At 54.5% G+C, this 12,094-nt stretch carries 9 protein-coding genes; 2 read left to right on the plus strand and 7 right to left on the minus strand.

Features of this window, described 5'->3' with window-relative positions; all coding sequences use genetic code 11:
• The coding region (locus Q1Q75_RS21365) for a YqgE/AlgH family protein (protein ID WP_300675041.1) at nucleotides 1-308 on the minus strand (308 nt) is incomplete at its 3' end.
• 24 nt (nucleotides 309-332) lie between these two features.
• Nucleotides 333-1,742: a mannose-1-phosphate guanylyltransferase/mannose-6-phosphate isomerase gene (locus Q1Q75_RS21370; protein ID WP_300675025.1), complete on the minus strand. Its 1,410-nt coding sequence runs from the start codon at nucleotides 1,740-1,742 to the stop codon at nucleotides 333-335.
• A gap of 245 nt (nucleotides 1,743-1,987) precedes the next feature.
• Between Q1Q75_RS21370 and Q1Q75_RS21375 the strand changes: the two genes are divergently transcribed.
• A complete protein-coding gene (locus Q1Q75_RS21375; RefSeq protein WP_300675027.1) occupies nucleotides 1,988-2,620 on the plus strand; it encodes a Pycsar system effector family protein in 633 nt (210 codons plus the stop codon).
• A gap of 41 nt (nucleotides 2,621-2,661) precedes the next feature.
• Here the strand turns inward: Q1Q75_RS21375 and Q1Q75_RS21380 are convergent, their stop codons facing one another.
• The 5 genes from Q1Q75_RS21380 to Q1Q75_RS21400 all read right to left on the minus strand — a co-directional run bounded on the left by Q1Q75_RS21380 (nucleotide 2,662) and on the right by Q1Q75_RS21400 (nucleotide 9,090).
• Nucleotides 2,662-3,297, minus strand: a complete 636-nt coding sequence (locus Q1Q75_RS21380) for a YkgJ family cysteine cluster protein (protein WP_300675029.1) — start codon at nucleotides 3,295-3,297, stop codon at nucleotides 2,662-2,664.
• 120 nt (nucleotides 3,298-3,417) lie between these two features.
• Nucleotides 3,418-4,089 (minus strand): TetR/AcrR family transcriptional regulator, encoded by a 672-nt coding sequence (locus tag Q1Q75_RS21385; protein ID WP_300675031.1) that lies wholly within the window; start codon nucleotides 4,087-4,089, stop codon nucleotides 3,418-3,420.
• Nucleotides 4,090-4,437: 348 nt separating this feature from the next.
• Nucleotides 4,438-5,184, minus strand: a complete 747-nt coding sequence (locus Q1Q75_RS21390; protein WP_300675033.1) for an outer membrane lipoprotein-sorting protein — start codon at nucleotides 5,182-5,184, stop codon at nucleotides 4,438-4,440.
• A gap of 146 nt (nucleotides 5,185-5,330) precedes the next feature.
• A complete protein-coding gene (locus Q1Q75_RS21395; RefSeq protein ID WP_300675035.1) occupies nucleotides 5,331-6,752 on the minus strand; it encodes a DUF1302 family protein in 1,422 nt (473 codons plus the stop codon).
• The gene (locus Q1Q75_RS21400) at nucleotides 6,742-9,090 is read right to left on the minus strand and encodes an efflux RND transporter permease subunit (RefSeq protein ID WP_300675037.1); all 2,349 of its coding nucleotides are present in this window, start codon (nucleotides 9,088-9,090) and stop codon (nucleotides 6,742-6,744) included. Before Q1Q75_RS21400 ends, Q1Q75_RS21395 begins: the two co-directional genes overlap by 11 nt.
• 449 nt (nucleotides 9,091-9,539) lie before the next feature.
• Here Q1Q75_RS21400 and Q1Q75_RS21405 point away from each other — a divergent pair, with 449 nt between their 5' ends.
• Nucleotides 9,540-11,240, plus strand: a complete 1,701-nt coding sequence (locus Q1Q75_RS21405) for an ABC-ATPase domain-containing protein (protein WP_300675039.1) — start codon at nucleotides 9,540-9,542, stop codon at nucleotides 11,238-11,240.
• The last annotated feature ends 854 nt before the right edge of the window (nucleotides 11,241-12,094 follow it).

A 12,094-nucleotide genomic window follows, 5' to 3' on the forward strand; every position in this document is an offset into this window, starting at 1 on the left:
TCCCCCATGGGATAGGTGCCCTCGGAATCAAAGGGAGGGCCATGAAGGAGAAACAGTTCATCCAGCTGCACCGGTCCGCCGGTGTAGACAGGAACGCTCGCGGCCGAGTCCACAGGGTCAAGATTGAACTCTTTAAAGACATCACACGCAGCCATCAAGGTGCTGGGACGGTTTACGATAAACCCCATGGCCCCATCTGCCGTGTGTTCGCACACATAGACCACCGCCCGCGAGAAGGTGGCGTCCTTCATGGACGGCATGGCCAACAGGAACTGCCCCTTAAGGGATTGAAACGCCTCTCCACTCATTTTATCCACATTCCCCCTTGGGGTTTACCGCCCGTAGTTGTCTTCCAGGCGAACGATATCGTCTTCCCCCAGGTAACTTCCCGACTGCACCTCAATAAGCTCCAGGGGAATTTTACCGGGGTTCTCCAGCCGGTGCACTGTTCCCAGGGAGATGTAAGTGGATTCATCTTCCCTGAGGAGAACTTTCTCATCATCGCGTGTGACGATGGCCGTTCCGCGGACCACCACCCAGTGCTCGGCACGGTGAAAATGCTTCTGAAGGGAGAGCTCAGCACCGGGCTTAACGGTGATACGCTTCACCTGAAACCGGTCTGCCATGTCAATCCCCTCGTAAGAGCCCCAGGGCCTGTAAACCACGGTATGGAGCTGTGCCTCAAGGCGGGCCTTTGCTTTAAGCTGGCTGACAATCTTTTTCACATCCTGCCCGCGGTCCCTCGGTGCCACCAGCACGGCGTCCTTGGTCTCCACCACGATCATGTCCTTCAGGCCCACGGCGGCAATCATTCGACTTTCGCCCTGAAGCAGGGACGAGGAGACATCATGAAGGAACACATCCCCTTTGATAACGTTGTCGTTTTCATCTTTCTCACCGATATGCCAGATGGCGTCCCAGGACCCCACGTCGTTCCAACCGGCAGACAGAGAAATCATGACCCCTTTGTCGGTCTTTTCCATCACCGCATAATCAATGGAGTCCTCGGGGCAGGCCGCGAACGCCTCGCTGTCCAACCGAAAAAAATCAAGGTCGGTCGTCCCTTTTTCCACAGCTGCCCGGCAGGCGGTGACAATCTCCGGTGTAAAACGCTCCAGCTCAGCAAGCACCTCACGGCTTCCGAACATGAACATGCCGCTGTTCCAGCAATAGTCGCCGGAGGCCACATAGGCGTTGGCCGTATCCAGGTCCGGTTTTTCCACAAACCGATCGATCACCACAGCATCGACCCCGTCCACCGGAGCCCCTTTGCGAATATAGCCGTACCCGGTTTCCGGAGATTCAGGAACAATACCGAAGGTGATGAGTTTCCCCTTTTCCGCAAGGGCGACGCCTTCCCGCATGGCCTCATGAAGTTTTTCGGTATACGTAATGGTGTGGTCGGCAGGCAGCACAAGGAGGGTGGGGGCGTCATCGATCTCAAGGGCTTTCAGCGCCGCTGCGGCCAAGGCAGGAGCGGTGTTGCGACCGACGGGCTCCAGCATAATCGCCAGGGGATCGATGCCGATGCTGCGAAGCTGCTCAGCCACCATAAAGCGATGATTTTCATTGCAGATAACAATGGGTCGCGCCATCCCCTCAAACCCGGCCAGACGCAAGACCGTATTCTGCAGCATGGTGTACTCATCAATGAGACCAATCAGCTGCTTGGGATGAAGTTCACGAGAAAGGGGCCAGAGCCGGGTCCCGGAGCCACCGGCCAGAATAACAGGTATAACCATGAGAGTTCCTCTTTGTTATCAATTGATTGTGGATGGCTGCGGTCCTAACCCGGATATTTCATGAGAAAACAATCAGGGCTAAGGCCAAAAGAGATAAAGCGATGCACCTGTCATCCCAAGTAGCATTCCAATTTCACCCTTTATAAAGGATGTATCAACACGAATGCCAATGCCTCAAAGTTTTAGAGTAAGCCAGCTCCGGGGGCAAGTCAAGGAAGCACCGCGTTGACAAGGGGGTGACAATCATGGCAATGATAAATGGGTTGCTGTCAAAAAACGAACTCTGCCTTTACAGCCAGGCGATCCGTGTGACCCCGGTCGTCAAAAGGAGCCCCATGCCTGATGCCACCCATGAACATGAGCTCACCACCCAAGAGGTCTGGCCCCCGGTCTTTCGAGCCGCCATCCTCGGCGCTGTCATTGCCAAGCAGGTCAACTACGTGGGATTTGCCGACAAACGGGCGGCAACGGTCATCACCATAAACTCCTTTCTCATCCCCATTGCCCTCTCCGGCCTGGGCCGCCCCCACTGGCGTTGGGGTATCCTTTTGGGCGTCTTCGCCTCCGTCCTCAGCATCCTCTTCGCCGTGATAAGCCTTATCCCAAAACGCTACACGCGAAAAGGGGACCAAAAGCCCCCTTTACTGCACTTCTCCAGCATCGCCGAATATACCGAAGAGGCCTATATCAAAAAAATGGCCGAAATGCTCGGTGACTCAAAAAGCATCGGGACGATGGTGGCCCGGGACCTCTACCGCATGAGCACCGTCATTCTCACGCCGAAATTTAAACTACTCAAGCTCAGCTACATCAGCTTCCTGATCGGTTACACCCTGGCCTTGCTCGCTATCTTCGCCGGTCAAATTCAGGTTATGTGAGAGGACAAAAACCAAGGTCTTCTAAGGTTCTTTACCTGCCCTTATCTCACCCCCATGCGCTGAGCCAGTTTCACCCACTCAATCTCCTGCAGGTTTTTTACGGTGTTGTGGATCAACCCCTTTTTGATCGTCTCTCGTTTTTCCGCCCGATCCGTAATGCCATGGTAGGGGAGCATGGCCATAAGCGCCTTGTCCTTGCCCTTTTCGTCCGGGGTCAACACATCTTTTCGGCGGGTGAAGAAGGGATCTTCGCCCACACCGCAGGGGGTGTCAAAAACATTAAAATGGCGACAGGCCAAAGGCCGCATGGGATGAATGCCGCAGCCTCCGTTCACCAGAAAGGGGCAGCCCGCCCCCGGGTGAAACTGAGCCAGTTGATGCTGAATGATGTGAAAAGCGTCCCCTGTGAGCCCCTCCATGGCGTACCAATAGATTCCCGCAAGTTCCAGAGGGTAGACAGGAATAGTGACATGGGTCGCACAGCAGGTCGAACACCCTTTGGCGCAGGCCAGCCGCCGGCCCTTTTTCAGTTCGGCATCCACACTGGCGTGAATGGCCTTATCGGCAAGAATATAGGAATCCAAGAGCATGGAAAGCCACGGAAGCGTCTTCTCCGCTTCCGGAAAGGTGAGCCTCTGTGGCTCGGGGTAATTGCTTGATTTCTTCTTTTTCGCCATAACGCCCCTAATCATCATCCGGCTTTTATATCAAATGACACCGCATCGTATCCAGGGGCTTCCGTTGCCGGATGACTCTGTGGTACTGAGCCCCCACCCAAGCAGGCATCTCATGTTTGTTTATTTCGTGTGAGAATTGAAGATAATCTTCTCCATCCTCGGCAGAAAAAGATAATGTATGGTCTCTTTTACCCACGACCAATAGGCATCACACTCCCCGTCCATCCCCAGAAATCGGGCATAGGTAGAGCTGGCACCCAGGTAGTTTGCCGCCAGCACGGTAAAGCTGTAGACAAACTTGCTTACCTCTTCATCCGAGGCTTTATGACGGATTTTCTTCCTGAAAGTCTTTAAAAAACTGTCATGAAACACCGCAAACTGGGCCGAGGCCGGAAACTGATCGAAGTTCTCCACATGCGATGTGTTCTGCATAAGCGTGCGAAACAGATCTTTATTCGAGAGATGAAATGCGATAACCCGCTCTATGAAGACAGCCAGCCCTTTGTCGGTGGAGTAGGCCCCCAGGCCGTCAAACCAGTGTTCCATAAAGAGCCGAAATTCGGTGACATGCTCCTCCATGACAGATTCAAAAAGACCCACTTTTTTGGGGAAGTAGTAATGAATGATCGGGTGATCGAATCCGCCGGCTTTTCCGACCATACGCACGCTGGCAGCGTGGTAAGGATGCTCTGAGAAAACCTTCCGCGCAGCGTCCAGAATACGACGCTTCGTGGCTTCTCCCTTGGTCAGGGTGCGGGGAGCCTTGTTCCCCGTTAATTTGGATGTATCCATAATCTCCATCTGTCTCATAGTCATGGGTTACGCTGATCGAGAAGCGATCCCGGATATTTCATGAGAAAGCTATTGTACCAAGTCAATATGGTGTTATTACAATCGTTTGTATGGAAAATTTAGATACTTCAAAAATACAAAATGTAATTCACCATTTTATGCTCGCCATTCGTGAAATATCCGGGCGATGGCTGTCTTGTCTTCGTCTTTGCTTGACCCGGATTCAGACTCGTTCATCCCACCCTCTGGAAATCACAGAAATGACATTTCGCTGACTTGTTCCGAGGGAGAATCGGTTTTTTTACCATATGTTCAAGATTTGTTAAAGTAAAACTGAAACGACTTAAATCACCGCAGAGATTCTTTTCGAAAATCTGTCATCTTCAGGGGAAGATTGTAATGAACCTCCTTCAAAAGAAGACGCGTCGTCCCTCCCTGCTTAACCCGGCGCATAACCACCACATAGGGGGTGAGAATCCCGTCCACGGTTCGAATATCCTTGTTTTCAAGGATTTTCAAAAGCTTACCTTTGGAATAAAAATCCATTCTCCGAAGAAACCAGTCCTTTTCACTGATATAAAGGACCGTCTTGTCGTATACTTTTTTGCCTCTTATTCTTATACTCTCTACCTTATAACAGGGCTCACCGCCAACTGTTTCGTTCCCAAGAAGGGTATAGGCATAATCATCCACATCCCGTGAAGAAATATCTTCGTAGGTGAAATGTGAATTGACAAAGGCCTTCTTTTTAGACGACTGGCTGATGCGCTTGACCTTTCCCGAAGACATTTGAAGCCACTGATCATCATCCTTTGCCTTATGGGAATGAGTCAGCAGCTTAATCCGCGAAGGTTTATGAAAAGCGATCAGCGCACGGTCTTCCTCGGATTCGCCCTCCATCGCCGTGAGGGAAAAGGTCTTTTCTGTCAGGTTCCCCTTCTTCGTGATCTCCATGACCACCTCACTGGTCGCCGTATCAGGGCTGGCGATGTCCTCAGACCGATCCACCACCTCGCGTCCCGTCAGCGCAAAGGCGCCGGCGTGTATCATCACGCCCAGAAATGTATAGACCGCCACTTTTTGTATTGTGTTCATACGTCCCTCTCTTTCAGTTAATTGCGCGCCTTTTATTCGCATCCATTCTCTGGACATCGGTCTCCAGCACATGGCTTTTTTCATCATTAATAAAGCGTAGCGACTCCTCGAACCAAGAACGAAGAACCAAGCACGAAGAACGTCGTTTAAAAAACATAGGTCACCGTCACGATAAACAGATCCCGGTCCCTCATGTACCAGAACGGAGAGCCCACCTCATTGAGCTTGGGTGCTTTCCCATCAAAAAGCACCACGGATCCATCGACCACCCATCCATTCTGGAAATCATACCCGACCTTGGCCCAGGTCATCTCACCCGTGGCGTCCCCGTCCATCACCCCGAAAAGGGAGAGGGGAACCCGACCGCTGAAAAAGCTGTCCTGATACCGGAGCGACAAGGTCCGGTCATAAAATGGATCGCCAAGCCCCCCTTCGGTATACCCCGATCGATGCCCTTCCACGGTCACCACAGACTCCCCTTCATGGTTGGGAAACCAGTCCACGACGGGAATAAACCAGTTCAGACCGGCTGACACCGACCAGAAATTTGAGTCCACCACCTCATAGGGAAAAACCATGACCGCGGGGTTGGAGGCATCCTGGGTCACATAGCCCTCTTTGTCGAAGCTCCAGGCCCCTTCCACCTGAATCACACACTGGCCCAAATCTGCCGAGACATCCGCACCCACCGAGGTCACCTGACCATGAAAAGAGCGAGCCAGAACAGACACCGGTTCTCCAGGCAGGGCAATCACGCGGTCGGGGACGATCAGGGGCTCACGATCCGGCCCATGATAAACGCTCATGGAAAGATCACAGCTGCCCACACTTCGCGCGGCCTTCAGCCCCACGCCTGCGTTCTCAAAGGTGATCGCCGACGATTCATTCTCAGTACGGTGAACCGGCAGGGAAAAATTGTCCGGTTCGATATAAAAGTAATCACCCTGCCAGGCATTGAGTTGAGGAATTCCCATGGGCATCACCACCGCTTCAATGGAAAAAGCACCCACAAACCGCAGCATGGAAACAGCCGGTACTCCCAGGGCCAGGGCATCCTCCTCTTTTAAGAGCAACTCCCGAAGATCCTGGGGATTAAAATAACTGGTGGGATTAATAAAATCGGCGGTGCCCCAGGCAAAGACCTGGTTCCCCACCCGCCAGCGGCTTGCCTCTGTCTCCTTTTCAAGATAGAGCTCCCGAAACGAAAGCTCCACCCCCCGGGATGCAAAGGTCAAATGACGCATCAAGGTAGTGCCGCTGCCGCTGTAACGAATTTCCCCTCCGGGAGACCGGCTGGATATCGCATCATTAATCCGAAGCTCTGGAGTGGCATACAGACAAAACCCCTCCCCCGCCCAGAAAAACGTCCCTTCCACCCTCGCCTCATTGCTGATCATGCCATCATCGACATCTTGGGTGTCGGTCCTGGGCACCATGCTCTTCCACCCAATCGTCCACTCCGCCTCCACCCCTTCGGGCAGCCAGGCAAAAACCGGCGACGCCACCGCCGCCATCCCCAGACAAACCATCCAGCCCAGCACAACACATGCGACAAACCTACAACGCATTGGACACATCTCCCTCGGGCATCTCCGCCACCTCACCCCTGCACAAGGCAGGCTTCACAAGATAAATCAGCGCCGGGAGAATCAAAAGATCTCCCAGCAACGCAAAAAACATGGCGAGCCCTGCCAGGGCGCCAAAGGCAATAATCGGTTTCACCGACCCCAGCATCAACACAAAGTAGGCGATACAAAGGACGACGGAGGTCATCACAATGGGCTTACCGGTGTCCCGAAAGGTCTTGACCAGCGCCTCCCGCACGCAGAGCCCGGCCTCACAATTGCGCCGGAACCAGGTCACAAAATGAATGGTATCGTCCACGGCGATGCCAATGGTCACGCTGGCAATCATAATGGTTGAGGTATCCAGGGGAATGCCGAACCACCCCATAATACCCAGGGTGGTGCAGATGGGAAAAAGGTTGGGAACCATACTGAGGACCGCCAGGAGCGGACTTTTGCAAACAAAAAACATCATGATAAAGATCAGAACAAAGGCCGTTCCAAAACTGCGGATCTGGCTGATTTTGAGATTGTTGTCCATGGTGTTGTAAAGGGAAGAGAGCCCCGTAAAACGGTAGCGATAATCGTCTCCCAGGATCTTCACCACCCGATCTTCGGCAAAGGCCTGCACTTTTTTCGCGTTGGAATTGGAACCAAACACCGAGGCAAAGGAGATGCGGGCAGACTGACGGTCGGCAGAGAGGGTCCGATCCAGCACGTCGGCATCGGCCAGCTCATAATAATCCTGCAGGTCAAGGCGATCACCAGGAAGGGTCCCCTTCCCGCTCTCACCATGGGTAAAGGCTTCATGGATCTCTTTAAAATAATCTGCCGCCGAAAAAACATGGGTGTAATGCCCCGCCATATGGACCATCATCTCGTCTGCCACCTGTTCCAAAATTCTCAAACTATGCGGATGGGTAAAGTCCGTCTCCGGATTCACGGCCTCAATCACCAACTCCACCGGCACGGTCCCGCGAATATGGGCCTCCACGAAACGAAGGTCCTCTTTCACCCGATTCTCATCCTTCAGGTAAGCGGCAAAATCCGTATCAAACCGGAGTCGGGTCATGCCGAACCCCATCACCCCTGAAATCAGCAGAAACAAAAGGGCCACGACACCACTATGCCCCACCACCCAGCGCCCAAGCCGCGTCAAAAAGCCGATCACCGGGTCTCCGCCTCCCCACCGTACCATGCGCCAGGTATCGCCAGCCTGGTTTCTCCGGACAATGGCCTTTTGAAAAAGCATCAAAAAGGCCGGCAGGACCAGAACCGACATAAAAAACGCGATCATCACCCCCACAGCGGTAAAGATACCGACGATCTTCACCGGGCGAACCGTGGTGGTAACAAAAGAGAGATACCCGATGCCGGTGGTGATGCTGGTAAACAGACAGGGTCGCCAGAGATTTCGAGCGGCTGCCCCGACTGCGGCCAGGTGATGGCGGCCGTTGCGGGTATAAAGGGTGCGATAGTGGGAGAGGATATGGATGGAATCGGCAATGGAAATAGCCAAAAGCACCGGGGCAATCACCACCGTTACCGTGTTGATGGGCTCCCCACACATCACAAGAAACCCGATACCCCACAAGACGATGATAACAATATTCACCTGCCCCAGAAATGAGAGCGCCGAATTTCTCAACATAAAATAAACGATAATCATGATAATCACAAAGGTCACGGGAGTAAAGAGCATGTTGTCACGCCGCGTGAGCGCGTTGATCTCTACCTCCACACAAGGACCGCCTGAATAGCGAAGCTCGAGGTTTTCCCCGGCCACGGCCTCGGCCTTTTCCTGAAGACTCTGGATCACCCGGCCCTTCTCCTCATTGGAGTCAAAGGGTAACAACTCCACCAGAATGCAGGTGGTGGTACCGTCTCGTGAGATGATCTGCCCGATGAAGACCTCATGGGACAAAGCGATGCGCCGTGACGCAGCAGCAGACGCCTTTGTCACCTCTCCATCCGTCAGAACGGGGTGAAAATCCACGCTGTCCTCCACCCCCACTGCCACCTCGGCGTTGGAGAGGGAGAACACCCGCTGCACCCCATCATGGCGCTCAATCACATCGGTGATCCGGCGAATGATCGTCAATATGTCAGGGGAGAAAATCTCGTCATCCTTCAAGACCACGGCCATGACCTCGTCATTGCCGAACACCTCTTGAAACTCCTGATAATAAACAATCTCCGGGTCATCTTTTTCGAAAAAATCATTGATGTGATTTCGAAAACTCTGGTTCACGTAAAACCAGGCAAAAGGAAGAGTCAGCAAGAACATCAGAAGAAGGACAACGCGGTATCGTGCCACCGCAAAATCGATGAGTCGGTTCATGGGACCTCGCTGCTGCAGGCACATCCGAAGAATTGGCCCCGAGGCGGGGCAGCGACGCACAGGGCGTCCGATGGCCAGGATTCAGGAAACATCCGGCAAACACGTCATCAGTCCAAACCGGTTGGCGAGAGGGAGAAATGAAGAACGTCGACTGGTGCGATAACGGCAACCCATCCTCACAAAATGAGTGATGACAGGACCGAACACCCCATTTTGTACCGTGTCGGGTTTACTATGTCAATGACTTATTAACAATGTTCTCTTTAGTGGTCGACAAGTCCTTTTACGAACACTATACCTGAACGGAAGTCCCCGGCTCACCGCCTCCGCGGCCAAAGATCCCGCTGAAGACTTGTCACAACGGCGACTCATGAGATATCCTTAAAAAGGACCGTCACACAGTGCAACGAGTCAGCTTATGATGCCACCTCAACCGGAAACAGCTTCCCATGAAAAACGCCCAGACACTTCAGGAGACCCTGAGCCGCATCGACGGCAAAGGGTACAAAGCCTACAAGGACCTTCAGGGGACCTACACCTTCGACAGGTTTACCCTTTTCATCGACCATGTGCAGGGAGATCCCTTTGCACAGCCGTCACGACTCAGGGTCCGCGTGCCTCGTGCCTCGTCTGGTTTTAAGGGCTGCTTCACCCGCAGCACCAGCCGGACCATCGCCCTCTGCGACTACCTGACCAGGCGCTTTTCACAAACGGCCCGCCGCATCGCCAAAGGCGTGCGTGGCACCGGCAAAGGCGGCCTGATTCTTATCGACACCCCGAGCCAGGAAATCCTCCCCCGCACCTCCATGGAGGTCACCGAGTCACACGTCGAAGCCCGCTTCTTTCTGGGCCTCCCCGCCCAGGGGCGTCGCATCGCCTCACGGGACGCGGAAGCCATGCTCCTGTCCGAGCTGCCCGCCATCGTCGACGAGGCCCTCTTTTTTCACGAAACCCAGCACGCGGCCCTCACCGCCCACGTGGAGAGCTGCGAAGACGCCGATGCCCTGAGAAGCCAGCTGGCCGAGTTAAAGCGGGTCGCCTTCGTGGCCGAGGGTGCCCTCCTGGCCCGTGCCAGCGGCATCGATTCCCACCCCCTGAGACAAGGGGCCATCCCCTTCAGCTCTCCTGCGTCCCTCAGAATCAAGGTCGCCCTGCCCAACGGCGGCACAATCTCAGGCATGGGGATTCCTGAGGGGGTGACCCTCATCGTCGGAGGAGGATTCCACGGCAAGTCCACCCTTCTTAATGCCCTGGAGCTGGGAATCTACAACCACATCCCCGGAGACGGGCGAGAGCGGGTGGTCACACGCTCCGACGCCCTGAAAATACGCGCATCCGACGGACGCAGCATCACCGGCACCGACATCTCCCCCTTTATCAACAACCTCCCCTTTGGACGAAGTACCACCGCCTTTCATACAGAAAACGCCAGCGGAAGTACCTCCCAGGCGGCAGGCATCTGTGAAGGGATCGAAGCCGGTGCCCGCCTGCTCCTTTTAGATGAAGACACCTCCGCCACCAACTTCATGATCCGCGATGAAAAAATGCAAAAACTGGTCGCCTCAGAGAACGAACCCATCACCCCCTTCATCGACCGGGTCAAAGAACTCTTTGCCATCCACGGCGTCTCCACCATCCTCGTGATGGGTGGCTCCGGAGACTACTTTGCCACCGCCGACCACATCATCCAAATGACCGACTACACCCCGGAGAACGTCACCGAAAAAGCCCACACCATCGCCCGAGAGCACACCAACGGACGTGTCATCGAAAGTGCCGGGCCACTGCCCCCCATCACCCACCGCCGCCCCCTGGACCGAAGCATCCCCATGGAAGAGAGGCGAGGCCGCGTAAAAATAAACACCTACGGCCTCTATGAAATGGTCCTCGGCACCACCCGCATCGTCTTCGATGATGTAGAGCAAATCGTGGAGCCCTCTCAGACCCGCGCCCTGGCCGAGGCCGTGCGTCTGGCCGCCCCCCTCATGGATGGTACCCGCACCCTCGCAGATGTTCTGGACCAGGTGATGACCACCATCAGTCAGCAAGGCCTGGAATCACTCTCAGATATCCTGAGAGGCGACCTGGCAGCGTTCCGAAAACTCGAACTGGCCGCCGTCATCAACCGCGCCCGAACACTTAAAACATGAAAAAGCGTGCTTGGTGCTTCGTTCTTGGTGCTTGGTTCGAGGAACTTGCTTCGCAAGAAGCCTGTTCGATAAGGGCAAAAGCGTTAAAAGAAAAAAGCGTGCTTGGTGCTTCGTTCTTGGTGCTTGGTTCAAGGAGTCGCTGCGCTCCAGCAATCATAAAAAACCGGGCTTGATCATCGCTTCGGCCACTTTCGTGATCTCATCACGGCGTCTCGCTCCCAGGCTCTGCCTGGGAGTGTCGGGTGCAAGGGTGAAATTCACAGACTGCGGGGTTTCAAGCGTGGAGGCGGAGCCTCCGAAAAGCATTCCAAGGCGGAGCCTGGGAACGAGGGAAAGAAAAAAGCGTGCTTGGTGCTTCGTTCTTGGTGCTTGGTTCAAGGAGTCGCTGCGCTCCAGCAATCATGAAAAACCGGGCTTGATCATCGCTTCAGCCACTTTCGTGATCTCATCACGGCGTCTCGCTCCCAGGCTCTGCCTGGGAGTGTTGGGTGCAAGGCTCCGCCTTGCCAGTATGGAAAACCGTGGCGCAGGGGTGAAATTCACAGACTGCGGGGTTTCAAGCGTGGAGGCGGAGCCTCCGGAAAGCATTCCCAGGCGGAGCCTGGGAACGAGGGAAAAGCGTGCTTGGTGCTTCGTTCTTGGTGCTTGGTTCAAGGAGTCGCTGCGCTCCAGCAATCATAAAAAACCTGGCTTGATCATCGCTTCAGCCACTTTCGTGATCTCATCACGGCGTCTCGCTCCCAGGCTCTGCCTGGGAGTGTCGGGTGCAAGGCTCCGCCTTGCCAGTATGAAAAACCGTAGCGCAGGGGTGAAATTCACAGACTGCGGGGTTTCAAGCGTGGAGGCGGAGCCTC

The organism is Desulfoluna sp. (assembly GCF_030145185.1).
Lineage (GTDB): Bacteria > Desulfobacterota > Desulfobacteria > Desulfobacterales > Desulfolunaceae > Desulfoluna.